This is a genomic window from Egicoccus sp. AB-alg2 (assembly GCF_041821065.1).
Lineage (GTDB): Bacteria > Actinomycetota > Nitriliruptoria > Nitriliruptorales > Nitriliruptoraceae > Egicoccus.
The window spans coordinates 345,154-369,969 of the sequence record NZ_JBGUAX010000005.1 but is presented as its reverse complement, the minus strand read 5'-3'; the positions used below and the strand labels follow the sequence as shown (position 1 = coordinate 369,969).

General features: G+C 72.8%; 23 protein-coding genes. 10 read left to right on the top strand and 13 right to left on the bottom strand.

Annotation, left to right across the window (positions count from 1 at the left end):
* The first annotated feature begins 55 nt into the window (after positions 1–55).
* Positions 56–1,813 (top strand): aldehyde dehydrogenase family protein, encoded by a 1,758-nt coding sequence (locus ACERM0_RS11585; protein ID WP_373678754.1) that lies wholly within the window; start codon positions 56–58, stop codon positions 1,811–1,813.
* Positions 1,814–1,855: 42 nt separating this feature from the next.
* On the opposite strand, the gene ACERM0_RS11580 is transcribed toward ACERM0_RS11585, so the two are convergent.
* The gene (locus ACERM0_RS11580; protein ID WP_373678753.1) at positions 1,856–2,761 is read right to left on the bottom strand and encodes a sucrase ferredoxin; all 906 of its coding nucleotides are present in this window, start codon (positions 2,759–2,761) and stop codon (positions 1,856–1,858) included.
* 323 nt (positions 2,762–3,084) lie between these two features.
* Here ACERM0_RS11580 and rplU point away from each other — a divergent pair, with 323 nt between their 5' ends.
* From rplU to proB, 4 genes are all read left to right on the top strand, one after another.
* Positions 3,085–3,387 carry a 50S ribosomal protein L21 gene (rplU, locus tag ACERM0_RS11575; protein ID WP_373678752.1) on the top strand — a complete coding sequence of 101 codons (303 nt, stop codon included), beginning with the start codon at positions 3,085–3,087 and terminating at the stop codon, positions 3,385–3,387.
* Between the two features lies 1 nt (position 3,388).
* Positions 3,389–3,646, top strand: a complete 258-nt coding sequence (gene rpmA, locus ACERM0_RS11570; protein ID WP_373678751.1) for a 50S ribosomal protein L27 — start codon at positions 3,389–3,391, stop codon at positions 3,644–3,646.
* A gap of 101 nt (positions 3,647–3,747) precedes the next feature.
* Complete coding sequence (gene obgE, locus ACERM0_RS11565) at positions 3,748–5,199, top strand: GTPase ObgE (RefSeq protein ID WP_373678750.1); 1,452 nt, start codon at positions 3,748–3,750, stop codon at positions 5,197–5,199.
* Positions 5,200–5,227: 28 nt separating this feature from the next.
* Complete coding sequence (gene proB / locus ACERM0_RS11560) at positions 5,228–6,364, top strand: glutamate 5-kinase (RefSeq protein ID WP_373678749.1); 1,137 nt, start codon at positions 5,228–5,230, stop codon at positions 6,362–6,364.
* A 111-nt stretch (positions 6,365–6,475) separates the two neighbouring features.
* On the opposite strand, the gene ACERM0_RS11555 is transcribed toward proB, so the two are convergent.
* On the bottom strand, positions 6,476–8,284 hold the full coding sequence (locus ACERM0_RS11555; RefSeq protein WP_373678748.1) for an LVIVD repeat-containing protein: 1,809 nt from the start codon (positions 8,282–8,284) through the stop codon (positions 6,476–6,478).
* A 299-nt stretch (positions 8,285–8,583) separates the two neighbouring features.
* Complete coding sequence (locus ACERM0_RS11550) at positions 8,584–10,470, bottom strand: LVIVD repeat-containing protein (RefSeq protein ID WP_373678747.1); 1,887 nt, start codon at positions 10,468–10,470, stop codon at positions 8,584–8,586.
* A gap of 203 nt (positions 10,471–10,673) precedes the next feature.
* Here ACERM0_RS11550 and ACERM0_RS11545 point away from each other — a divergent pair, with 203 nt between their 5' ends.
* Positions 10,674–11,339: a DUF305 domain-containing protein gene (locus tag ACERM0_RS11545; RefSeq protein ID WP_373678746.1), complete on the top strand. Its 666-nt coding sequence runs from the start codon at positions 10,674–10,676 to the stop codon at positions 11,337–11,339.
* A gap of 2 nt (positions 11,340–11,341) precedes the next feature.
* Here ACERM0_RS11545 and ACERM0_RS11540 read toward each other — a convergent pair whose 3' ends face one another.
* From ACERM0_RS11540 to ACERM0_RS11525, 4 genes are read right to left on the bottom strand one after another with little or no spacing between them, the layout of a single operon-like run.
* Complete coding sequence (locus ACERM0_RS11540; RefSeq protein WP_373678745.1) at positions 11,342–12,970, bottom strand: hypothetical protein; 1,629 nt, start codon at positions 12,968–12,970, stop codon at positions 11,342–11,344.
* Between the two features lie 31 nt (positions 12,971–13,001).
* Entirely contained in the window at positions 13,002–13,460 is a 459-nt protein-coding gene (locus tag ACERM0_RS11535; protein WP_373678744.1) for a hypothetical protein, read from the bottom strand.
* 10 nt (positions 13,461–13,470) lie between these two features.
* A complete protein-coding gene (locus ACERM0_RS11530; RefSeq protein ID WP_373678743.1) occupies positions 13,471–15,084 on the bottom strand; it encodes an ATP-binding protein in 1,614 nt (537 codons plus the stop codon).
* Between the two features lies 1 nt (position 15,085).
* Positions 15,086–15,775 (bottom strand): response regulator transcription factor, encoded by a 690-nt coding sequence (locus tag ACERM0_RS11525; RefSeq protein ID WP_373678742.1) that lies wholly within the window; start codon positions 15,773–15,775, stop codon positions 15,086–15,088.
* Between the two features lie 127 nt (positions 15,776–15,902).
* On the opposite strand from ACERM0_RS11525, the gene ACERM0_RS11520 reads away from it, so the two are divergent.
* Positions 15,903–17,123, top strand: coding sequence for a phosphotransferase (locus ACERM0_RS11520; protein ID WP_373678741.1), 1,221 nt, complete (start codon positions 15,903–15,905; stop codon positions 17,121–17,123).
* Positions 17,124–17,259: 136 nt separating this feature from the next.
* On the opposite strand, the gene ACERM0_RS11515 is transcribed toward ACERM0_RS11520, so the two are convergent.
* The 6 genes from ACERM0_RS11515 to ACERM0_RS11490 form a co-directional block, all read right to left on the bottom strand.
* Positions 17,260–17,823 (bottom strand): hypothetical protein, encoded by a 564-nt coding sequence (locus ACERM0_RS11515; protein ID WP_373678740.1) that lies wholly within the window; start codon positions 17,821–17,823, stop codon positions 17,260–17,262.
* A gap of 206 nt (positions 17,824–18,029) precedes the next feature.
* On the bottom strand, positions 18,030–19,118 hold the full coding sequence (locus tag ACERM0_RS11510; protein ID WP_373678739.1) for a DUF2332 domain-containing protein: 1,089 nt from the start codon (positions 19,116–19,118) through the stop codon (positions 18,030–18,032).
* Positions 19,119–19,120: 2 nt separating this feature from the next.
* The gene (locus ACERM0_RS11505; protein ID WP_373678738.1) at positions 19,121–20,077 is read right to left on the bottom strand and encodes a zinc-binding alcohol dehydrogenase family protein; all 957 of its coding nucleotides are present in this window, start codon (positions 20,075–20,077) and stop codon (positions 19,121–19,123) included.
* Between the two features lie 54 nt (positions 20,078–20,131).
* Entirely contained in the window at positions 20,132–20,608 is a 477-nt protein-coding gene (locus tag ACERM0_RS11500; RefSeq protein WP_373678737.1) for an aminoacyl-tRNA deacylase, read from the bottom strand.
* Entirely contained in the window at positions 20,605–21,333 is a 729-nt protein-coding gene (locus ACERM0_RS11495) for an ion transporter (protein WP_373678736.1), read from the bottom strand. The genes ACERM0_RS11500 and ACERM0_RS11495 overlap by 4 nt, the downstream gene beginning before the upstream one ends.
* A 12-nt stretch (positions 21,334–21,345) precedes the next feature.
* Entirely contained in the window at positions 21,346–22,314 is a 969-nt protein-coding gene (locus ACERM0_RS11490; protein ID WP_373678879.1) for a quinone oxidoreductase, read from the bottom strand.
* Between the two features lie 118 nt (positions 22,315–22,432).
* Between ACERM0_RS11490 and ACERM0_RS11485 the strand changes: the two genes are divergently transcribed.
* The 3 genes from ACERM0_RS11485 (at position 22,433) to ACERM0_RS11475 (ending at position 24,807) form a co-directional block, all read left to right on the top strand.
* On the top strand, positions 22,433–22,840 hold the full coding sequence (locus ACERM0_RS11485; RefSeq protein ID WP_373678735.1) for a methylglyoxal synthase: 408 nt from the start codon (positions 22,433–22,435) through the stop codon (positions 22,838–22,840).
* Positions 22,837–23,760, top strand: a complete 924-nt coding sequence (locus tag ACERM0_RS11480) for an alpha/beta fold hydrolase (protein ID WP_373678734.1) — start codon at positions 22,837–22,839, stop codon at positions 23,758–23,760. Before ACERM0_RS11485 ends, ACERM0_RS11480 begins: the two co-directional genes overlap by 4 nt.
* Before the next feature lie 141 nt (positions 23,761–23,901).
* Positions 23,902–24,807: an AAA family ATPase gene (locus ACERM0_RS11475; RefSeq protein ID WP_373678733.1), complete on the top strand. Its 906-nt coding sequence runs from the start codon at positions 23,902–23,904 to the stop codon at positions 24,805–24,807.
* The last annotated feature ends 9 nt before the right edge of the window (positions 24,808–24,816 follow it).

Sequence of the window (24,816 nt, the reverse complement as noted above, 5' to 3'; positions counted from 1 at the left end):
ACCCTCGCCGGCGCCTCCCTCGCCTCGGGGGAGTGGTGTCGGGCAAGGAGTCACCGTGACGGCGAGCATGACGGGCACCCTGGCCATCCCGGAGCCGCAGGACGGCGTTCCCGCGACGTCCCGCGAGGACCTGGACGCCGCGCTCGCCACGCTGCGCGAACGCGCCGCGGCCTGGGTCGCGACCGACATCGATCAGCGGCTGGAGCTGCTGGCCGAACTGGTCGACGACACGCTCGACGCCGCCCCGGCGTGGACGCTGGCGGCCGCCGAGGCCAAGGGGCTGCGCCGCGACTCGCCGCTGATGGGCGAGGACTGGATCTCGGGACCGGTGGTGCTGCTGCGCAACCTGCGCCTGCTCGCCCGCAGCCTCGAGCAGATCCGCGACACGGGGCGCCCGCGTCCGCCGTCGCTGGAGGTCGCCCCCAGCGGCCAGGTCGTCGCCAAGGTGTTCCCCGCCGACCTCGAGGACCAGCTGCTGTTCACCGGCTTCACGGGCGAGGTCCGCCTGCAGCCGCACGTCTCGCTCGACGAGGCCGAGGCGCGCATGGGCCGGGTCTACCGCGACCCGGAGGCGTCCGAGCCGGCCGTGTCACTGGTGCTCGGCGCCGGCAACGTCTCCTCGATCGGGCCGATGGACGCCCTGTACGAGCTGTTCGCACGCAACCGGGTCGTCCTGCTCAAGATGAACCCGGTCAACGAGCACCTCGGCGCGCACGTCGCCGCGGCGCTGCAGCCGCTGGTGCGCGAAGGCTTCCTGCGCATCGTGTACGGCGGCGGCGACGTCGGCCGCCACCTCACCCACCACCAGCAGGTCGACGCGATCCACATCACCGGTTCCAACCGGACCCACGACGCCATCGTGTTCGGTACCGGCGAGGAGGGCGAGCGCCGCAAGGCCGCCGGCGAGCCGCTGCTGGACAAGCCGATCACGTCCGAGCTCGGCAACGTCAGCCCCGTCATCGTGGTGCCGGGCCCGTGGAGCGACAAGGACGTCGCCTTCCACGGGGACAACATCGCCTCCATGCTGGTCAACAACGCCGGGTTCAACTGCGTCGCCGCCCGCATGGTGATCCAGCACCGGCAGTGGGCCAGGCGCCGCAAGCTCGTCAACGCGATCCGCGACTCGCTGCGCCGCGCCGAGCCGCGGGTGCCCTACTACCCGGGCGCCGTCGACCGCTGGCGCGAGTTCACCGGTGCGCACCCGACCGCCGAGTGGTACGGCGAGGCGCCGGACGACGGCGGGGACCGGCTGCCGTTCACGTTCATCCCCGACCTCGATCCGAGGAACCTCGACGACGTCGCCTTCACGACCGAGGCGTTCTGCGGCGTGTTCGGCGAGGTCGCGCTCGACGCGCCGCGGACGGTCGGCGACTACCTCGACGCCGCCGTGGAGTTCTGCAACGAGACGCTGTGGGGGACCCTGTCGGCCTCGATCATCGTCCACCCGGAGTCGCTGCGCGACCCGGAGATCGCGGCCGCCGTCGAACGCGCCATCGACCGGCTGCGCTACGGCTCGGTGGTGGTCAACCACTGGTCGGCGGTGGCCTACGGGATGGTCAGCACCACGTGGGGCGCCTACCCGGGCGCGACGCCGCAGGACATCCAGTCCGGTCGCGGCGTGGTGCACAACAGCTACCTGCTCGAGGACGTGGAGAAGTCGGTCGTCCGCGGCCCGTTCCGGCCGCCGATGAAGCCGGTGTGGTTCCACACCCACCGCGGGCTGGCCAAGCTGGCGCCGAAGCTGGCCGAGTTCACCGCCACCGGCGACCGGGGCCTGCTGCCGTCGATCCTCTGGCACGCCGCACGCGGCTGAGCGCGTGGCCGCGTCGCGGCCGGGTCGCAACCTCGAGGTGGGTCAGACGGCCGTCAGCGAGACCAGCCGCCAGACGCCGGGGTCCTCGGGCTCGGCGGCGTCGCAGGACACCAGCCGCGGCCGGCCGGTCGGCTCCTCGACGACCTCGGCTTCATACGCACGCCCCTGGACGTCGAGGTGGACGCGGTGGTGGCCGCCCGCCAGCGGCTGAACGTCGCCGGCGACGACGCCGCCCAGCGCGTCCACGTCGAGCTTCGTGCGTCCGAGCACGTCCGCCGCCTGCGCCGCACGCGACAGCCCCGACCGTCCCCGGGCGGAGGGCACGTCCAGGCGGTCGGCCGCCAGCAGGTCGACGACCCGGACCGCGCCCGCGACGTCCAGCCCGCCGTGGACGTTGCCGTGTGGCAGCACCACCAGGTTGCCGGCGTACCGGTGCCCGCCCACGTGCGAGACCTCCCACGTCTGTGACGGGTGCAGCGCGGCCAGCGTGTCGGCGATCGGACGCCCGTAGGTCGCGCAGCAGCGGTCACGCTTGCCGTGCGTGCACACGAGGTAGCGCGGTTCGGTGACCCGCCGGCCCAGCCCCGGCGGCGTGGGCGACAGGCACACGGCCGGGTCCAGGTCGGCCACCTCCTCGACGTCCGCGACCTCCACGACCTCCAGCCACGGTTCGTCGCCGGTGTGCGCGAGCAGCACCGTTCGCGGGGCGCCGTGGCGGGACCGCCCCTCGCGGTGGCTCGGCCGCCGGATCACCTGCAGCCGGACGTCGAGGTCCGTGACGGTGGTCTGCAGCGCCGCCCCGACATGCTCGGGAAGACCGGACTCGCGCACGGCGTCACGGCCCCAGGCGCCGGACTGCTCGACGCAGAACCAGCCCAGCGCGGTCGGTGCCGACCCGGCCAGCGGTTCGTCGGCGCGGCGGGTGTGGTCGGCGCAGGTGGCACGCACGGGGCACCTTCGCAGGGGCGGGGGCGACGGGGGAGCGCCGGGCACGTCGGTGGTGCCGCGGGCAGCGGTCAGGATACGGCGGCCGGTTGACCGCTCACGCACCGCCCGGGTACCTTCTCGCGACGCGCGTTGCCCGACGCGGCTGCTCGCGCGCCCGTCTCGCCCCTCGCCCGGCGCCCCGGTCCTGTACGACCGACTCGCCACGCCTTGTGCGCTGGCACGTGGCCGGAAAGGGTTCCCGGGACCGGGACGGGTATTCCAGAGCGACCTTTCACGTCCACCTCGCCTCGTGCTCGGGGCGGCAGCAGATCCAGGAGGCCACCGTGTACGCGGTCATCGCCACGGGCGGCAAGCAGTACCGGGTCCAGCCCGGCCAGGAAGTCACCATCGAGAAGCTGACCGGTGCGGTCGGGGACGCCGTCGAGCTCACCCCGCTGCTCGTCGTCGGCGACGACGGTGACGTCACCACCGGCGGTGACCTCGACGGGCGGTCGGTCAAGGCGACCATCACCGGCCACGACAAGGGCAAGCGCATCCGGGTGTTCACCTACAAGAACAAGTCCCGGCAGCACAAGCGGCGGGGGCACCGTCAGCACCGGACGACCGTCCGCATCGAGGAGATCTGACATGGCGCACAAGAAGGGCGGCGGCTCGTCCAACAACGGCCGCGACTCCAACGCGAAGCGTCTCGGCGTGAAGAAGTACGGCGGCGAGACCGTCCGCGCCGGTGGCATCCTGGTTCGTCAGCGCGGCACGAAGATCCACCCCGGCGAGAACGTCGGCCGCGGTGGGGACGACACGCTGTTCGCGCTGGCCGACGGCGCGGTGAGCTTCCACAAGACCCGCACGCGCACCACGGTTTCGGTCCTGCCGACCCAGGACTGACACCGGCGGGAGCGCGAAGCATCCGTGAGCGAGGGCGGCCCCGACGGGCCGCCCCGTTCGCTTTCGTCCTCGACCCTGCCTTCCGATCCGGAGCCGCACCCGTGGAGACTCCCAGCTTCGTCGACGAGTGCACGGTCCACGTGCGCGGCGGCGACGGCGGCAACGGCTCGGTGTCGATGCGCCGCGAGGCCCACGTGCCCCGCGGCGGGCCCGACGGCGGTGACGGTGGCCGCGGCGGTGACGTGGTGTTCGTGGCCGACCGCAACACGACCTCGCTGCTCGACCTGCACCGCTCCCCGCACCGCCGCGGTGGTAACGGCGGTCACGGGTCGGGCATGAACCGCACGGGCGCGGAAGGTCGCGACGAGGTGATCACGGTCCCGCTCGGCACGGTCGTGCGCGACCGTGAGTCCGGGGCGGTGCTCGCCGACCTGGTCGCGGACGGTCAGCGCTGGGTGGCCGGCCGCGGCGGACGTGGCGGCCGCGGCAACGCCGCCTTCGCGACCCGCTATCGCCGCGTGCCGCGGTTCGCCGAGCGCGGCGAGAAGGTCCGCGACCGCTCGTTGCGGCTCGAGCTCAAGATGATCGCCGACGTGGGGCTGGTGGGCTTCCCGTCCGCCGGCAAGTCGTCGCTGGTCGCCCGCCTGTCGTCTGCCAAGCCACGCGTCGAGGCATGGCCGTTCACGACCCTCACCCCGCACCTCGGCGTCATGCGCGGCGGCGAGGACGGCGACGGTCAGCCGATCGACGTGGTGCTCGCCGACGTGCCCGGTCTGATCGAGGGCGCGGCCGAGGGCAAGGGGCTGGGCATCCGGTTCCTGCGCCACATCGAGCGTTGCCTCGTGCTCCTGCACGTGCTGGACGCCGTGCCGATGGAGCCCGACCGCGACCCGATCCGTGACCTCGCCGTCCTGCGCGACGAACTGCGCCGCCACGACCCCACGTTGCTGCAGCGCCCCCAGCTCGTCGTCCTCAACAAGGTCGACCTCCCGGACGGGCGCGCGATGGCCGAGCTCGTCGTCGAGCAGCTCGAGGCCGCCGGCGAGCAGGTGCTGCAGGTGTCGGCCGTGTCCGGCGCCGGCCTGGATCCGCTGCGCTACCGCCTCGGCGCCATGGTCGCCGCCGAACGGGCGGCCCGCGGCGAGGTCCTGGTCGAGGCGGCCGCGCCGGACCGGGAGGTCGTGCTGCGACTGACCTCACGCGAACGGGACTTCGAGGTGACGTCCACCGACGACGGCTACCAGGTCCTCGGCGATCGCGTCGAGCGTTGGGTCCAGATGCTGCCGCTCGACGACTGGGAGGCGGTGCGCTACCTGCAGGGCCGCCTCCGTCGCGCCGGGGTGGAGAAGGCCCTGATCGAGGCCGGCGCCCGCAAGGGCGACGACGTCGTCATCGGTGAGATGGTGTTCGAGTTCGACCCGGACCTCGACGACCTGCCGGCCGAGGAACGTGACGCCATCCTCGCCGGCGAGCAGGATCCCGAGGACGACGTCGACGCCGCGGCCGAGCCGACCGACGCCGAGCCCGGCGCCGACGACCAGGCCCCGTCGTGAGCGGCTCGACGCGCGTCGAGGTCGGACGGTGACGCCGGCACGTGGCGGCGGGCCACGGTTCGCCCGCCCCGACCTCGCCGTCGTGAAGGTCGGGTCGTCGTCGCTGCGGGGTGAGGACGGCCAGCTCGACCGTGCCCAGGTGGCCGCGGTCGCGGAGCAGCTCGTCGCGGCGCAGGACGCCGGCACGCGGCTCGTGCTCGTCTCGTCGGGCGCCGTCGCGGCCGGCATGGGGCTCATCGGTTTGGAACGCCGGCCGGTGGATCTGCCGACGCTGCAGGCCTGCGCCGCACTGGGCCAGGGCGTGCTCATCCACGAGTACCAGCGCGTGCTGTCCAGGCACGGCCGCGCCGCGGCGCAGATCCTGCTCAGCCAGGACGACTTCGTGCGCCGTGGCCACTATCTCAACGCCCGCACGACGCTGCGGCGGTTGCTCGAGCTCGGCACGTTGCCGGTCATCAACGAGAACGACGCCGTCGCCACCGAGGAGCTGTCGTACGGGGACAACGACTACCTCGCCGCCCTGGTCGCCTCCATGCTCGACGCGCAGCTGCTCGTGCTGCTCAGCGACGTCGACGGGCTCTACGACGGCGATCCGCGCACGTCGCCAGAAGCCGCACTGGTCGACCGCGTCGACGATGTCGACGCGCTGGACGAGGCCTCCATCGGCGGCGTCGGCTCGTACGTCGGCTCGGGCGGGATGCGTACCAAGGTCGGCTCCGCGCGGGTGGCGGTGCGCTCGGCGGCCCACGCCGTGGTCGCCAACGCCCGCCGCCCCGACGTGCTGGGCGACGTGCTCGCCGGCGAGCACGTGGGGACCTGGTTCGTCGCCCAGCCCCAGCGTCTGGAGGCGCGACGGCTCTGGATCGGCTTCGCGCTGCGCACCCACGGGCAGGTGCAGGTCAACGAAGGCGCCGTTCACGCGCTGCGCGTCGGCGGCGCCTCCCTGCTGTCCGTCGGGGTCGTCGGCACGGTGGGGGAGTTCGCTGCCGGCGACGCCGTCGAGGTGGTCGACGCGGACGGTCGTGCCGTCGCCCGCGGTCTGACCAACTACTCGGCCGGCGACCTGCAACGCATCGCCGGGCGTTCGACGGCCGACGCGGCCGAGACCTTCGGGTCCGGCTTCGCGCGCGAGGTCATCCACCGCGACGACCTGGTCGTCTTCTGACCGATCCGCGGCTGTCCGCTGGAGCGGGCGGTCGTCCGCTCCCGGGCCGGTGAACGCGGCGAGGGGGCGCCGAGTCGGCGCCCCCTCGCGGTCATCCGCTGCGGTGTCCGGTCAGAGCGTGTCCGCCAGTTCCCGCAGTGCGTCGCGCAGGCCCTGCTCGACGCTGCTGTCGCCCAACTGGTTCGACACGGCGCGCAGCTGCGCGGCGGCGTTGCGACGCTGCGCGGCGTTGTTCGCCTGCGTCGCCGCCTCGGCACGATCGACGAACTTCGCGACGTTGGCGTCGATCTCGGCTGCAAGCACGTCCTGTCGCTGCGCGGCCGAGTGCCAGGCACGAACGGTCGTGAACGACGCCGGCCAGGTGTACTCGACCTGCGCCTGGGCGTTGTGCTCCGACAGCTCGGCCGACACGGCGGCGGCGATCTCTACCTCGTTCAGGTGCTCACTCGGCGTCAGGCCGAACGAGTCGAAACCGAGGAAGATCTCGTTGCCGTAGATCGCGCCGTTGTACCAGTAGGCCGACCAGTACCCACCCTGGTGGAAGACCTCCGGGTGGTAGGGCCCACGGTCGAAGAACGCGATCTCGACCGGGTTGGACGAGTCGGTGAAGTCGAACACCGACACGCCACCCTCGTACCACGCCTGGGCCATGATGTCGCGGCCCGGGACCGGGATGAGGTTGCCGTTGTGGGCCACGCAGGTCTCGTTGTCGGCCTGCACGTTCGGCACCTTGTAGTAACTCGCGAACTCGAGCCTGCCATCGACGATGTCGAAGATGGCGTTCGCGCCCCAGTTGTCCGGGTCCTGCGGCCGGCAGCGCGCACCGACGCCACCGCCCCACTCGTCGGTGAAGACGACCTTGGTCCCGTCGTTGCTGATCGTCGCCGAGTGCCAGTAGGCGAAGTTCGGGTCGAGCACCTCGTCGATACGCACCGGGTTGCGGGGGTCGGAGATGTCGATGAGGATGCCGTTGCCCTCACAGGCGCCGGCGGCCAGGCCGATCTCCGGGTACGCGGTGATGTCGTGGCAGGCGTCGGTCGCCGCCGTGTTCTGCGTGCCGGGACCGTGGTTGCCACCCGGCCACAGACCGGCCGGGCTGCCCGTCACCGGGTCGGCCATCAGACGCGCCTCGTTGATGATCGCCGCGTCCTCGGGAGCGTCCAGCGGCACCTCGATGACCTCGACCTGGAAGCGCGAGGTCGCGATCGGGTTGCCGTCGGCGTCGAGGTAGGCCGAGGCCTGGTTGGAGTTGGTCGGGTTGGTGCAGCCGGCAAGTTGGGTCGCGGGGCGAACACCGGCGGTGCCGGAGACGTACACGTAGACGGTGTCGTCGTCGTTCAGGTCCTCGACGACCGTGTGGGTGTGCGAACCGCGACAGGTCTGCACGCCCGCCACGTACTGCGGGTTCTCGAGGTCGGAGATGTCGAAGATCCGCACCCCACGGAAGACCGGCTGCGAGGCGTCGTTGTTGCAGCCCAGACGCGCCGACGTCGACTCGACGGACTGGAACAGCAGGTCGCCGTAGACCGAGACGTCGCCCTGACCGCCGACGCAGTTGACGATCGTCTCGAGCACCGGGTTGGCCGGGTCGGACACGTCGTAGATGCCGAAGCCCCGGTAGTTGCCGGAGATGGCGTGGTCGCCGGTGAAGGCGAGGTCGGAGTTGATGTTGCTGTAGTTGAAGGCGGCTGCGGCCGATTCCTGCCCGGCAGCGTTCGTCCACGCCGGCTTGGGGCGGTTGGCCAGGAACTCCATGTTCGACGCTGCCGTCGCGGCGTCGGCATTCGGCACCGTGAAGGCGTTGCCGCCCGAGGTTGCATCCGAGCCAGGTGCCAGACCCTCGCGCGGGTCGGCGTCCTGGGCGACGGCGCCGGCCGGCAGCGTCATCACCAACATCGACACGGCGGCAGCCAGGGCCACCAGCCGTCGTCTCCGGCCCCCGCTCGTTCTCGCGCTGCTTCTCACGTACGTCTCTCCTTCGCAGGAATCGCGCTCCACAACGACGAAGGGGCACGCCGCCCCGTCCACGAGAGGACCGGCGGCACGCCCCGATTCGTCGTCATCCGCTCTCTCCCGGGTGCTGATGACGACAGCGGGCAACGTAGTCCGGGCGACAGGACAACGGTCCCTGGCCGTGGAACCAGCGCACGCGGGCGGCAGTTCGGAACGCCGGAGGGGCGGCGCTCGCGCGCCGCCCCTCCATGGTGCTCAGCCGCGGGTCACCGCAGCGTGTCGGACAGCTCCGAAAGGGCGTTCTTCAGCCCCTGCTCGACGCTGCTGTCGCCGAGCTGGTTGCCGACCGCCTTCAGCAGCGCGGCGTCGTTCCGGCGCTGCGCGGCGTTCTTGCTGTCGGCCGACTTCTCGGAGCGGTCGATGAACTTGGTCAGGTTGGCGTCCGTCTCCGCGCTCAGCACGCCCTGCCGCTGCGCGGCCGAGTGCCAGGCACGGACGGTGGTGAAGGTCGCCGGCCAGACGAGACGCTCCTGGCCCTGGACGTTGTACTCGTCGAACTGGACCTGCTTCGCGGCCGCGATCTCGACCTCGTTCAGGAACTCGGACGTCGTCAGGTCGAAGACGTCGAAGCCGCGCCCGATCTCGTTGCCGTACATGTAGCCGTTGTGCCAGTACGTCGACCAGAACCCGCCGGTCTGCAGCGAAGTCGGGTGGTTCGGGCCGCGGTCGAAGTAGGCGATCTCCACGGGGTTCTTCGAGTCGGTGAAGTCGAACACCGTGGTCCCGCCCTGGTACCAGGCCTGGACCATGATGTCTCGGCCGGGGACCGGGATCAGCGAGCCGTTGTGGGCGACGCAGTTCTCCTGGTTGGTCTGGACCATCGGCAGCTTGAAGTAGGAGGCGAACTCCATCTTCAGGCCCTCATTGGTCTCGACGATGTCGAACAGTGCGTTGGCGCCCCAAGTCAGGGGGTCGGTCGCCCGGCACCGGGCACCGGAGCCGCCACCCCACTCGTCGGTGAAGATGACCTTGGTGCCGTCGTTGTTGAACGTCGCCGAGTGCCAGTAGGCGAAGTTGTAGTCCTCGACCGCGTCGATGCGGCGCGGGTTCGCCGGGTCGGTGATGTCGATCAGCAGCCCGCGTCCCTGGCAGGCACCTGCCGCCAGGCCGATCTGCGGGTAGGCCGTGATGTCGTGGCAGGTGGAGGCCTGCGACGCGCTCTGACCACCCGGCTCACGCCCACTGCCCTCGGGGTACAGCGGTTGCGGGTTGCTCGGCGGGAAGGCGTTCAGCGACCCGTTGGCGTGATCGTCCTCGCAGGAGTTGTCACCGCAGAACGAGAAGATGCGCGCGTTGCGGTTGACGATCGCCGCGGCGTCCGGGTCGTCCAGCGGCACCTTGATCACGGTCACGGAGAAGTTGTCCGTGTCGCGATTCAGCAGCGAACTGGCGCCCGTGCAGTTGAACGGCGGCTCGGCCGCAGCACGGATACCGGCCGTCCCGGACACGTAGACGTAGACGTTGTCGTCGTCGTTCGGGTCTTCCACGATGGTGTGGGTGTGCGAGCCCTTGCAGGTCTGCACGCCATTGAGCTGGACCGGGTTGTCGATGTCGCTGATGTCCCAGATGCGGACACCGCGGAACCGGTTCGCCGACGTGACGCCGCCGGAGGTGCAGTCGATCTTGGCGCTGGTCGCCTCGACCGACATGAACAGCAGGTCGCCGTAGACCGACACGTCGTTCTGGCTGCCAGGGCAGATGATGGAGGTTCGCAGTTGCGGCTCGGTCGGGTCCGACACGTCGTAGACGTTGAACCCGTTGTAGTTGCCGGAGATCACGTAGTCGCCGGTGAAGGCCAGGTCCGAGTTCGTGTTCGCGCCCGGCGCCAGCGGCAGGCTCGCGAGCTTCTCCAGGTTCAGGATGGCCTGGCCCGCCGTCTCACCGGGGCCGGCCTGCAGCCCGACGCGCGGGTCGTCGGTGGTCGGGAACTGCGGCGCTTCGGCGCTCTCCGACGCCTCGAAGCTCTCGAAGCCGAAGTCGGCGTCCTCCTGCTCTTCGGCCGGCATGGTGTCCGCCGCCGCCGGCAGTGCGCCGGCGAACAGCGACGTCGCAGCCAGGGCCGCGAACAGCAAACGTCCCGTGCGCCTCCGCACGGGACGAGACAATGGCACTCTCATTCGTGTACACCCTCCCAGGTGTGCCCCCCGTGCCGACGTCTCGTGGCTCCCTCAGCCGCGTGCGATCCCCGCGCCGGTTGACGACCGCGGGTCTCGTACGGAGACGCGCTGAAGCTAGTCTGAAGTCGAGGTCGGATGGTGGCATCGGGGGCACGAAGCGCACACTGGGAGAGGTTTGCATGAATCGTGGTTCTGCCGTTCTGGCCGGTTTCGCGGCGCTGCTCGTGGGCGTCGCCGGGTGCACGTCGGCCGACGACACCACCGCGGCGGCGCAGCCGCGGATCATCCAGCCGGGCGCGCCGGGTGAACCGAGTCGGGAGCTCACCCCCGAGGAGGCGGCCGAGGCGGTCAAGCCGCCCGAGCACACGGAGGCGGACATCGCCTTCATGCAGGGCATGATCCCGCATCACGCGCAGGCGCTGCGCATGACGCGACTCGTGGAAGACCGCACCGAGCGCGAGGACCTGCCGCTGTTCGCCGAGCGAATGGACATCTCGCAGGAGGACGAGATCGACCTCATGCGCCGCTGGCTCGAGGCGCGCGACGCCGAGGTGCCGAGCCTGCTCGCCGAGCACGAGGGCCACGAGGGCGAATTGATGCCCGGCATGCTCACCGAGGAGGAGTTCGCCGAACTCGAGGCCGCCACCGGTGAGGAGTTCGACCGGCTGTTCCTCGAGTACATGATGCGTCACCACGCGGGGGCGCTGCAGATGGTCGAGGAGCTGTTCGCCTCCGACGGCGGTCAGGAGCCGGAGATCTCGCAGTTCGCCAACCACGTCGTCAGCGATCAGCAGATCGAGATGAGCCGCATGGCGCAGATGCTCGACGAGATGGACCAGGGCTGACGTCAGCCTTCGGCGGCGGCCCGTGCCGTCGCCGCGTCGGGTGCGATGCCGAGGCGCACGACGCCGTCGTCGCAGCTGAGCGTCGCGTGCTGGGCGGGCATCAGGAAGGACTGCACGGCACCCTCGCGGGTGTTGGTGGCCTCGGGGAACGCCGCCGTGTACCAGCTCGCGAGGTCGTCGCAGAGCGTCCCGCGGGCATCGCCGAAGACCAGCGCGACGGCGCTGTCGGTGCCATCGGCGTACACGGCGGCCTGCCCGCCGGCCCAGGCGGCGGCCGATCGGCGCGGGTCGGGCAGGGCTTTGGCCTCGTCGCCGCCGGGCGCCTCGAACAGCCACAGCAGCTGGGCCGCACCGAACTCGTCGGACAGGACCGTCTCGTGGCCGTCGGGTGCCGCCGGGACCTCCAGCTCGCGCGGCACCGCGGCCGCGTCGCCGTAGAGGATCTCCGCCGTCGTCTCCGGCAGGTCGGCGTAGGCCGCGTCCACGCCTGACCAGCCGTCCTGGAGCCAGCGGTCACAGACCCAGTCCAGCCCCTCGGTGTAGGGGAAGAGCAACTCGCGCTGCAGGTAGACCGGCACGCCGTCGAGGCCGGCCTGGGCACGGGCGGCGTCGTCGCCGGTGGCCGCCGCGATCTGGTCCTGCACCGGGATGTTGGCCAGCGCCCACTGGTTCATGAACAGGGTGGCGTCGCCCTCGACCACGGCCTGGGCGGCCAGGACGCGGTCGCTGCCCTCGAACGCCTCCAGGTCCGGCAGGCCGAGGGCCTGGTCGGCCAGGGCGTGCTGCAGCTCGTGGGCGAGGGTGATCTTGTCCAGCGTGCCGACCTGCCCGTCGTCGGGCACGCGCACGACCAGCTCACCGGTGTCGGGCACGTAGAACCCGGCGACCTGCTCGTCGAGCAACTGCCGCCGCACCGTGGGCAGGTCCGTGCTGGCCGGTACCGCACCCAGCGCGACCAGCAGCCGTTGGTAGGCGTCGTCGCGGGCCGGGTCGGCATCGTCCTCGAGCAACTCGTCCAGCCGTGCCTGTACCTCGGAGGTCGTGAGGAAGTCCACCTCGACGGGGTCGGTCCAGGTCAGCTCGCGGTCGTCGGCCACCTGCGGGACCAGTGCCTCGACGAGGTCGTCGGGATCCTCCGGCAGCGTCGACGTGGACTCCCCGGCCGGGTCCTGGCCACCGAGGAGTCCGCCCAGGTCGCCGAGCAGGCTGTCACCCTCCAGGAGCCCGCTGAGGCCCTCCTCGCCGAAGAGCCCTTCCCGGCCGCCGAACGCCCCGAGTCCGGCACCTTCGTCGGGGACCAGACACGCCGCACCGGGGGCGTCTCCGCCACCCAGCAGGCCGCCCGCGTCCCCGTCGCCGCCCAGCAGCCCGCCGAGCAGGCCCTCGAGACCGCCGCCCTCACCGCCCAGGAGTCCGTCGAGCAGGCCCTGCAGCCCGCCGTCTCCGTCGCCGGCGCGCCCGGATTCCAGCTCCCGGACGCGATCCTGGAGCTGCTCCACCTCGACGGCCAGCGCGTCGGCCCGTGCCTCGGCCGCCGCCGCGCGGCGGGTCTGCACGACCAGCCCGACGCTGGTGGCGACCAGCGCCACCACGGTGACGCCGGCGAGGAACGGCAGGACCCAGGAACGCATGACGGTCGAGGGTAGACCGGTTCGGCCCCGCTCAGGTGTCGATGCTGTCCGGACTGTGGACGCTGTCGGGGCTGTCCGCCGGCGCCGGCGCGGTGCGCGAGGTCGTGGCCGGGGCGGTGCTGGTCGTCGCCGAGTCGTCGTCGGGCGAGGCGATGGACGCCGGTGTCGCCGGTGTCGCCAGTGTCGCCGGTGTCGCCGGTGTCGCCGGTGTCTCGCCCGGTGTGGCCGGCGTCTCGGCGGTCACCGGTGTGGCCGGGGTCGGCGGCGTCGGCACCCGCTCGAGCAGGTCCGGCGGGACGATCACGGCGTCGAGGGAGCCGGTCACCGGCGGATCGGCGTCCGGCCCCGGCGCCACCTGCGCGGCGAGGACGTCGAGGTCGATCGGTTCGATGGCCTCGGCGGAGGGGCGGTGCAGCGCCAGGGCGCCGGCGCCGATGCTGGCCGCGGCCGTGACCACCGAGGCGACCTGCCACCGTCGTGGGGTGTCCACGGGATCCTCCTCAGCCGGGCCGGCGCACGCGCAGCGTGGGCCGCGTCTCGTCGGCGTCGGCGGGCAGGCGCAGCGTGTCCTCGCCGACGGACTCCGCGGCCGGCGCCGGCCCGGCCAGCCGCGTCGTCGACCCGGCCCCACCCTCGACCGACGCCTCGACGGTCGCCTCGAGCGGCCCCGGGAGCAGTTCCTCGTCATGGGCGGCGGGCTGCCACGGCAGGTGCAGGGCGACCCGCGTTCCCCACGTGCCGGTGTCGAGCTCCACCTCGCCGCCGTGCGCGTCCACGACCGCCTTCACGACGCTCAGGCCGAGGCCGGTCGAGGACGGGGCGTCGCCGGCCCGCACGAACGGGGCGAAGACCTGGTCGCGGATGGGCTCGGGGATGCCGTCGCCGTCGTCCTGGACGGCGATCACGACCCGGTCCGGACGCAGGTCGGCGTCGACCGTGATGACCACGTCGGCGGGCGTGTGCACGCCGGCATTGTTGACGAGGTTCAGCACCGCCTGCGACAGCCGGTCGGGGTCGGCGAGCAGCGTCACGGGTGGCGGCGGGTGGATGCGCACCCGGCGGCCGTGTTCGGTGCCGGCCAGCTTGAGCTCGAGCTCCTCGAACCACTGCACCAGCTCGAACTCGCGCGGCCGGGTGAAGTCCTCCATCCCGGAGCGCGCGATCGCCATGAGGTCGTCGACGAGCCGCCCCATCCGGCGCAACTCGTCCTGCAGGATGGCGATCGTCTCCGCCGTCAGCTCCGGGTCGTCGGGCCCGACCGCCTGCAACATCTCCAGGTGGCCGCGGCCGATGGTGATGGGCGTGCGCAGCTCGTGGCCGATGCTGGCCATGAACTCGCGCTGCTGCGCCGAGGCACGGTCCAGACGGTCGAGCATGGTGTTGAACTCGCGGGCGAGCACGCCCACCTCGTCGTCGGTGTCGAGCTCTTCGACCCGCGCGTCCAGCGACCGCAGGTTCGTGGTGCGGGCCGCGGCGGCCAGCGCACCGAGTGGTGTCAGGGCTCGCCACAGCGTCGCGGACAGCAGGATGCCGCCGAGCAGCAGCGACACGCCGGCGGCCGCGGCCACCAGGCCCGCGGCCTCCAGCGCCTCGCTGCGCACCGGCGCCAGCGGCGAGACGATCTGCAGCGTCCCGACCTGTTCGCCGCCGAGCAGGATCGGCACCGTGGAGGTGCGTACCTCGCCGGCCTCGGTGTCGATCGTCTCGCGCACGTTGAGCCGGCCCTGCGGCAGCGCGTTGTTCCGGTACAGCGGCTCGAGCTCCGGCGGGCCGTTGGCCGCGGCCAGGCGGTCGCCGTCGGCCAGCGTCACGATCGCCCAGTACGACGGCGTGGAGGGGTTGAGCTGCAGGTAGCGGGTCACGGCCGCGCGCAGCGCCTCGGTGGGTTCGGCCTGCGGCTCGTCGGCCCGCACCTCGGCGAGCAGCTCGGAGATCGACAGGCTGAACCGCTCCTGCTCACGGGCGATGACGACATCGATGTCGCGCCGCCCGTCCTGCAGCAGCAGCTCGTACGCCAGCACGGCCGCGACGGCCAGGCTGATCACGAACACCGCCATCGCCGTGGCGGGGACGCGGACCCGCAGCGAGCGCAGCGACCGCAGCACGCCGGCCATGTCAGCCGGATCCCGTGCCGGCCGGGGCGCCGGCGTCGGCCCGCAGGCGGTAGCCGGCCCCGCGGACGGTCTCGATGAGGTCCTTGCGCAGCTTGCGTCGCAGGTAGCCGACATACACCTCGACGACGTTGGAGCCGGGGTCGAAGTCGTAGCCCCAGACCCGGTCCATCAACTGCACCTGCGACAGCACCTGGTTGGGGTGGCGCATGAACGTCTCCAGCAGCGCGAACTCGCGGGCCGTCAGGGTGACCTCGCGACCGCCGAGCCGGGCGGTGCGGCTGCGCAGGTCGAGGGTGAGGTCGCCGATCTCGAGTTCCGTGGCGTTGCGCTGGTCGCGCGAGCGCAGGCGCGCGTGGATGCGGGCAAGCAGCTCCACGAAGCTGAACGGCTTGGTGACGTAGTCGTCGGCGCCGTTGTTGAGGTTGCGGACCCGGTCCTCCACGGCGTCGCGGGCGGTCAGGATGATGACGGGGACGTCCGGCCGCCGCTGGCGCAACCGGCGCAGCACGTCCTCGCCGGACATGCCGGGCAGCATGAGGTCGAGGACGACCAGGTCCACGTCCTCGTTGCAGGCCAGCGCGTAGCCGGTCTCGCCGTCGGGAGCCACCTGTACGGCGAAGCCCTCGGCTTTCAGGCCGCGCTCCACGAAGGCGGCGATGCGGGCTTCGTCCTCGACGATCAACACGTTCATGCCCGCCAGTGTGCAGGACGGGCGACGCTCGGGTCGCCTACCTGAGAACCTTCTCATGTCGCCCTCAGGCCCGGCTCACCGCGGCGACCGAGCCTGCATCGTGGTGACGACCGACCGAGGACGACCCGTGTCCGTGCAACCCCCGCCGGTGACCGACCCGCTGGCCGCCGCCCGCCACCTCGAGGGGCCCGAGGCCGTCGAGGTGCTGCGGGAGGCGGCCCGACACGCCGGCGCGCGCCTCGTCGAGGCGACGCTGCGCAGCGTCCACCAGCGCCCGGGCCGCGCCGTCTCGCACGTCTACGCCGCCACGCTCGAGGCCGACGGCACCCGCCGCGAGGTGCTGCTGGTCGTGCACGCCGATGCCCGCGCCCTTCCCCCCGGCACGTTCGTGCTGCGGCGCGGTGAGGACCAGCTGGCGGTGTGGCGGTTCCCGCACGACCCGTTCCTGCCCGGCCTGCCGTCGGCGATCGACCACGGCCGTGTCCGCGAGCTGCTGGACGGGTTGCAGGGACCCCCGGGCACGGTGGGCCTGCGCACGCGTGCCTACCGGCCGACCCGCCGGGCGGTCGTCGAGGTGACCGTGACCGACCCGGAGGATGCCGGCACGGACGTCACCGGCCGGGTCCTGTACCTGAAGGTCCTGGCCGGCCGGCGCGCCGAGGAGCTGGCTGGCATCCACCGCCAGCTGCAGGAACACGTGCCCGTGCCGCGCGTGATCGGGGTCGCCGCCCGGCAGGGGATCGTGGCGTTGCAGGCCCTGCCCGGCGCGACCCTGCGGGAGGCGCTGGTGTCGGGTCGCTCGCTGCCCGGCCCGGCGGCCCTGGTCGAGCTGTCGCAGCGGTTCGCCGCCAGCGGGTTGACCAGCCGACGGGACCCGCGCGCCTTCGCGGACCCGACCCGCCACCTCGACTTCCTCGCTGGCGTCGTGCCGGCCGCGGCCGCCGATCTGCGGCGCCTGGCCGCCGAGGTGGCCGATCTCGACGCCCCGCTCGTGCCCGTCCACGGCGACCTCCACGACGGGCAGTTGTTGCTGGAGGACGGCGAGGTGACCGGCCTGCTCGACGTCGACGGCTCGGGCACGGGACACCTCGCGACCGACGCCGGCAACCTCGTCGCCCACCTCGAGGTCGTCGGACACGTCTGGCCGACCATCGCCGTCCGGGCGTCCGCGTACGCGGCGCAGGTCGCCGAGGCCTACCGCCCACTGGTGGGCGACCGGGCGCTGCGACTGGCGACGGCCGGCGCGTGGCTGGCCCTGGCCACCGGCCCGCACCGGGCACAGGATCCCGGCTGGCGGACGGAGACCGAGGTCCGCATCGCCCGCGCCTTCGCCGTCACCGCGGACTGACGAGCACGCCCGCGGTGCTGGACCGGACGAACCGGGAGACCTCGTCGACCCGGAACAGCACGATGCCCCGCGGGGGGCGCGGGGCACGGGAAGGGCGGGGCATCGTGTCCTGGGCCGTCCTGGGCCCGGGAGGTGGTCAGCTGTCGTTCGAGGCCGGCGAGTCGACGGAGTCGGGGCTGTCCGCGCTCGGCGGCGAGGCCGGGCTGGGCGGCGACGCGACGCTTCCCGGGGAGTCGGGCGACGCGTGCTTCGTCCGGGTCTCCTGGCGGGTGCGCGAGTCGTCGCTGCGGGTCTCGGTCCGGGTCCGGGTCTCCGAGCGGGCCTCGTCCGGCGAGTCGATGGAGGCGGCGCTGGCGGGCGAGGCCGGGGAGGCCGGGCTGTCCGGCGTCGGCGGCGTGGCCGGGGAGGCGGGGGACCCGCTGGTGTCGGGCGAGCCGCTGGTGTCGGGCGAGCCGCTGGTGTCCGGGGACCCGCTGGTGTCCGGGGACCCGCTGGTGTCGGGCGAGCCGCTGGTGTCGGTGCCGTCGACGCCGCGGTCGTCGGCGATGCGCTCACCGAGCGTCGACTCCGTGTCCAGGTCGATGGCGGCGGGCGCCTGCGTCGGGCCGGCGACGGCGGCCGACAGCCCGAACGCGCCAGCGGCGAGCGCCGCCGTGGCGGCCGTGGCCGTCACCGTCTTCCAGCGTGAGAGGTGCTTCATGGGGTGGTCTCCTCGAAGTTGTGGTCACACGATGCCGAGGCCGGCTGAGCGGTTCCTGGGCCGAAGCTGAGAAGCGTCTCAGCAGCCGTCCGGTGCCTCTCGAGTCGCTGACCTGGCACCGACTCGATGCCTGCAGCGTGCGGGGCCGGGCTGTGGCGGCGGTGAGCCGGTCCTGAGAAGTGGCGATGACCGGGCTGAGTCGCCTCTCAGGCGATCGGGCGTGCCGGCCCGGGCTCCCACGTCAACCAGCGACCGTGGTCGTCCACCTCGGCGGCGACCTGGTCCTCACGTCGCCCGTCGCGCCAGGCGCTGCGGCCCAGCCACGAGCGTGCCCGCCCGTCGCGAACGGTCCCGGGCACCAGCCCGCCGCTCTCCATGCCGATGCGGTCGAGGTCGCGACGTGACCCGAGCTCGGCCAGGGCCGCCTCGAACGCCTTGCGAGCGTCCGGTTCGAGGTAGGCCAACACCCAGCTGTGGGTGACGACGAGGTGGGCGTCGGCCGGCGCCGCAGCCGCCACCTCGGCCAGCGCGTCGACGGCGTCGCCGGTGTGCAGTGGCACCGGGTCGGCGGTGGCGACGTCCAGCGCAGCCCGCAGCCGCTGCAACCGGTCGATCTGCTCCGGCCACACGCAGGCCTGCAGCCAGGCGCGCTCGCGCGGGTCGGTGACGTCGACGGGCGCGGCGTCCAGCCCGCTCCGCCACCCGACGTCGGGCACCGCGTCGAGCGGTGGTACGCCGGTGACCTCGCAGCGCAGCCGCACGCGGGCATCCTCGGGCCCCAGCACGCGGGTCGCGGCGTCGCCGACGAACTCGTGCCGGTAGTGCTCCAGCCGCAGGTTCAGCCCCGCCGAGGTGCCGACGTCCAGCCACGCCAACGGGCGGGCCACCGACTGCTGGACCCAGCGCAGGGCCACCAGCAGCGCGCTGCTGCGGCCGACCTCGTTGGTCTGGGTGCGCCGCGTGCCGACGCGGTGTTCGACCGCGGCGCGATGGGTGAGCACCGTGCGCCGGAACGTCGGCCACGGGTCGGCGTCCGCGAGGGTGCGGCGGCCGCCGGCGCTGGGGTACCAGGCCGCCAGGTCGGGCGCATCGCCGGCCAGCACGAGGTCGTGGACGGCGGCGAACAGCAGCGTCGGATGGGCCAGCCCGGCGGTCGGCGCGGCGGTCAGCAGCTCTGCCACCTCGGGGTCGTCGGCCGCGCGCCGGGCCAGGTGCGCGTACAGCGGCGAGCGGTCCTCGCAGGCGGCGGCGAAGCCGCGCAGGCGGTCGGGCAGCGGTCGGGCCTCGGAGGCCACGGTCAGCGCTGCGTGTCGAGCAGCAGCTTGCCGATCGTCCGCCGCTCGCGCAGGTCGCGGTGGGCCTGGGCCGCGTCGCCCAGCGCGTAGGTCCCGCCCACCACCGGGCGCAGGTCGCCGGCGGCAGTCAGGTCGAGCAGTTCGCGCATCGGCGTGGCCAGGTGACGCTGCGGGTCGCGCATGGCGTGGGCGAGCCAGAACCCGATGACGCCCCGCGAGCGCTGCATCAGTGCGCCCGGCTCGACCGGCGAGGGCGGCCGGCGCGAGGCCATGCCGTAGAACACCAGCCGGCCGAAGGGCGCCAGCGCCGCGAGGCTCGCGTCGGTCGTGGCGCCGCCGACCATCTCCAGCACCACGTCGACCTTGCCGCCGTTGGCCTCCTCGATGGCGCCCTTCAGGTCGTCGGCGCCGGCGTCGACGACCACGTCCGCGCCGAGGTCGAGCGCCAGTTCCCGCTTGTCCGGCGACGACGCGACGGCGATGACTCGGCCGGCGCCCCAACGCTTGGCGAGCTGCACGGCGAGGCTGCCGACGCCGCCGGCGGCCGCGTGCACGACCACCGACTCGCCGGGTTGCAGGTGTGCCGAGGTGCGCAGCAGGTGCCAGGCGGTCGTGCCCTGGAGGACCAGCGCGAGGGCGGCGCCGTCGTCGACCGCGTCCGGCACGTCGAAGGCCAGCGGTTCGGCCGCCAGGGCCCGTTCGGCGTACCCGCCGCCGGCCAGCAGCGCCACCACGCGGCGGCCGTCGCCGGTCGTGCCGACGACCTCGGCGCCCGGCACCAGCGGCAGGCTCGCGGGTGCCAGGTAGGAGTTCTCCGCCTGGTGCGTGTCGGCGTAGTTGATGCCGGCGTGGGCGACGTCGACGACGACGGTGCCGGGCGCCGCCTCGGGTTCCGGCTGGTCGTCGACCAGCCGGAGGACCTCGGGACCGCCGAACTCGGTGATACGGATGGCACGCAAGAGGATGGCTCCTGTCGGGACGGGTGGGGAGGACGGGGAGGGAGACTGGAAGGCTCAGCCGGCCTTGGTGACGTCGGCGACCTCGGCCCCGACGGCGGCGATCAGGTCGGCGGGCGACAGCAGCAGCGACACCCCGTGGGCGCCGCCGCCGACCGCGATCCGGTCCGCCGCGGCCGCCTCGGCGTCGACGACGACCGGGAGCGGTCGGGTGGTGCCCAGCGGCGTGATCGTCCCGCGCTCGTAGCCGGTCACCGACCTGGCTTCGTCGGCGTCCGGGAGCGACAGGCGCGAGACGCCGAGGTGCGCCCGCAGCTTCGGCCAGTCCAGCTGCCGCGGGCCCGGGACCAGGACCAGCAGGTGGTCGTCCTCGGCGCGGCGCACGACCAGCGTCTTGCACAGCCGCTCGACGGGCACGCCGATGCGGTCGGCCGCCTCCTCGACGCTGCGGGCACGTTCGATGACGCGTACCTCGTGGTCCAGGCCGAGCGCCTCGGCGGCGGCGATCGCGGGGGTGTGTGGCAGGTCGGTCACGTCTCGCCCTTCTCGTCCTCGACGGCGGCGCGTTCCTGGCGGGACTCGACGAAGAAGGCGCCGAGGGAGCCCGCCAGCGACGCGAACACCACCAGTGCGTAGGTCGACAGCACCAGGCTCAGCAGCCGTCCCGCCAGCGTGACGGGCGTGTAGATCACGTTCGAGGCGATCGCCAGGTTGGCCGCCCAGTACAGCGCGTCGCCGAGGGAGGTCAGCGCCCCTTCGCGGTCGCGTTCGATGACGTAGAGCAGCTGTCCGCCGCCGAACGTCACGATGCCGGTCATCACCGCCAGGAACTGCAGCCGTCCCGTCAGCAGGCCGCGGGCCGTCCCGACCGCCCGGTACGACGAGCCGACGACGCGGGCCGCCGGCAGGACTCGCACCACCCGCAACGCACGCGCGATCCGCAGCACCCGCAGGACCGGCAGGACCAGGAACAGCAGCGAGGGCCAGTGCCGGCGCAGGAACCGAAGCGGATGCCCCGACACCACCAGCTTCAGCAGGAACTCCGCGACGAACACGCCCCAGATGACGTTGCCGGTCGTGGCCAGCGCCGGGCGCACGGCCCCGGGTGCCACGAGCTCGTAGGCGACCAGCGCCGCCCACACGACGGCCAGGACCGCCATCGGCACGTCGAGTCGCTGCTCCAGGACGGCCGCGAGCCGCTCGCGCGGGGTCGGTTCCTCGTCCGGGTCGGGCGCGAGGGTGTCGGCGGTGGCGCTCACGCAGCACCCGGCTCAGGGCACCAGCAGCAGCTTGCCGGCGGTGCGCCCCGACTCCAGGTCGATGTGAGCCTGCTGGACCTGGTCGAGGGGATAGCGGTCGTGGACGTGCACCTCCAGCTGGCCCTGCCCGACGAGCTCGAACAACGCGCCCGCCCGCCACTCCAGCGTGTCGCGGTCGGCCACGTGGTGGAACAGCGTGGGGCGCGTGAAGAACAGCGACCCCTTCTTGTTGAAGATCTGCGGGTCCTGGGGTGGAACCGGACCCGAGGACGCGCCGTAGAGCACCATCATCCCGCGCGGGCGGAGGCTGTCGAGCGACGACTCCCAGGTGTCGGCACCCACGGAGTCGTACACCACGTCCACGCCGTGGCCGTCCGTCAGCTCACGGACGGTCTTGGCGATGTCCACGTCGCGGTACCGGATCACCTCGTCCGCGCCCAGGCGGCGGGCCTCGGCCTCCTTCTCGTCGGTCGAGGTGCAGGCCAGGACACGGGCCTCACGGCGCTTGGCGAGCTGGACCAGCAGGCGTCCCACGCCGCCGGCTGCGGCATAGACCAGCGCCGTGTCGTCGCTGCCGAGCTTGTAGGTGGAGCTCGACAGGTAGTGGGCCGTCAGCCCCTGCAACATCAGCGCCGCCGCGACGTCGAGGTCGACGTCGTCTGGCACGGACACGGTGCGGTCCGCGTCGACCGCCACCAGCTGCGCGTACGAGCCGAGCTGGTCGGTCCAGGCCACACGCTCGCCCTCGCGGCGGTGCTCGACGCCCTCACCGACGGCGCGGACGACGCCGGAACCCTCCAACCCGAGACCGCTCGGCAGGTCCATCGGGTAGCTGCCGCTGCGCTGGTAGGTGTCGATGAAGTTGACGCCGGCCGCCGCCACCTCGACGAGCACTTCGCCGGGGCCGGGGCGAGGGTCCTCGACGTCCTCCAGCTGCAGGACCTCGGGTCCGCCGGTCTCGTGGAATCGCACGGCACGCACGGTCACTGGGTCTCCTCGTCGGCTTCGCGGCTCACGCTAGTCCGGTGCCGCCGTTTTCGGACCGGTCGCGGACCCGGTGACGGGTACGGTGCCGCGCCCGCCCGCGAGGAGCCCCGTGGTGACCATCCGCCCCGACGCGTCATTGGCGCTCATCGCCCACGACGCCCGCAAGGACGACCTGGTCGCGCTCGCCGCGCGTCGCAGGGACGACCTCGTGCGGTTCCCGCTGCTGGCGACCGGGACCACCGGCGGGCGCGTCGCCGAAGCCACCGGGCTGCCGGTCGAGCGGGTGGAGTCGGGCCCGGTCGGCGGCGACGTGCAGATCGGCGCCCGCCTCGTCGACGGCGGCGTACGCGCCGTGCTGTTCCTGCGCGATCCGATGACCGCACACCCGCACGAGCCCGACATCCAGGCGCTGCTCAAGCTCTGCGACATCCACGGGGTGCCGCTGGCCACCAACCTCGTGACGGCCGAGCTGATCCTCGACGCGCTCGTCGACCTCCTCGACGAGGCCGAGCGCCGATGACACCCCCGGGAGGGCGTGGACACGACGGCCGGCGCGTCGGCACCGGCACCTGTGCCGGCGTACCGGTCGAGCTCGACGTCCACGTCGCCGGCCCCGAAGACCCCGCTGCCGAGGTCGTCCTCCTCGTCGAGGGGCTGGGCATGCAACGGGTCGACTGGCCGGCCGAGCTGCTGGCCGGGTTGCACGCCGCCGGGTACCGGACGCTCACGATGGACAACCGCGACGCCGGCCGTTCCACGGTGCTGCCGGGCCGGGTGCACGACCTGCCCCGCGGCGCCGACGGCTGGCCCGTGCCGCCCTACGGGCTGGCCGACCTCGCCGACGACCTGGTCGCCGTCCTCGACGCGGTGGGTGTGGCCGAGGCACACGTCGTCGGCCGTTCCATGGGCGGGATGGTCGCCCAGCACCTCGCCCTGGCGCACGCCGAGCGGGTGCGGTCGCTGACGTCGCTGATGTCGACGACCGGGGCCCGTGACGTCGGGCAGGTGCACGAGGACGCCAAGTGGGTGCTGACCACCCCGCCGCCCACCGACGACCTCGACGCCTACCTCGCCTACGTGCTCGCCAAGGAGGAGGCGGTCGGCAGTCCCGGGCACGTCGACCCCGAGGTGGTGCGCCGGCGCGCGACGCTGACGTGGCAGCGTGGCGTGCACCCGCACGGCACGGCGCGCCAACTGCTGGCGGTCCGCGCCGACGGTGACCGCACCGACCGCCTCGCCGACGTCACCGCCCCGACGCTGGTCGTGCACGGCGACCGCGACCCGCTCATCGACGTGTCCGGCGGCCACGCGACCGCGAAGGCCGTCCCCGACGCCCGACTGGAGGTCGTCGACGGCATGGGGCACGACCTGCCCGCAGCGTTCGTCGAGCAGGCCGTGCTCCCGCTGCTCCTCGACCACCTCGCGGCGTCGGCGGTCTGATCGGACGCCGCCGGCTGGGGCGGACGGTCGGTGCCGGTTGGTCGCTCCGGCGGGGACTGCCGTAGCCTGCTGGTGAGCCGCCGGCCGGTGCCGTGTGCCGGCGCCTTCCCTGGTCAACTCCGCCGACGCGAAGGCGTGTCCGTGTCCAGCACCCCGAGCGAGTTCAGCGGGGTCGTCGACGTCCGCAAGCGGCTCTCGGACGTCGGCTACCTCCCCGACGAGTCGATCGAGACCGTCACCTACCTCGCCGAGCGGCTGCGCAAGCCCGTCCTCGTGGAGGGGCCGGCCGGTGTCGGCAAGACCGAACTCGCCAAGGCGGTCGCCGAGGCGCGCGGGGCCGAATTGATCCGGCTGCAGTGCTACGAGGGCCTGGACGAGGCCAAGGCGCTGTACGAGTGGAACTACAAGAAGCAGCTGCTGCGGATCACCCACGCACGCGGCGGTGACGCGAAGGCGGGCGAGAGCTGGGACGAGGTCGAGGACGACCTGTTCGGCGAGGACTACCTGCTCGAACGGCCGCTGCTGCGGGCGCTGCGCCACCCCGGTGACGTCGTGCTGCTCATCGACGAGGTCGACAAGGTCGACTTCGAGTTCGAGGCCCTGCTGCTGGAGATCCTGTCGGACTTCCAGGTCACCATCCCGGAGCTCGGGACCGTCCGCGGCAGCCGTCACCCCTTCGTGGTGCTCACCTCCAACAACACGCGCGAGCTCTCGGAAGCCCTCAAGCGCCGCTGTCTGTACCTCCACCTCGACTACCCGAGCGTGGAGCGCGAGAAGCAGATCGTGCTGTCCCGCGTCCCCGAGGCCCCGGAGCACCTCACCGACCAGCTGGTGCGGATCGTCCGCAGCCTGCGGCAGCTGGAGCTCAAGAAGCCGCCGTCGATCTCCGAGACGCTGGACTGGGCCCGGACGCTGCTCGAGCTCGGCTTCGACAGCATCGACGAGAGTGTCGCGCGCGGCACCATGAACGTGCTGCTGAAGTACCAGCAGGACGTGGAGAAGGCGGTCGGGCACCTGCGGTTGCCGCCGCGCCCCGAGATGAACTGACGGCGGGAC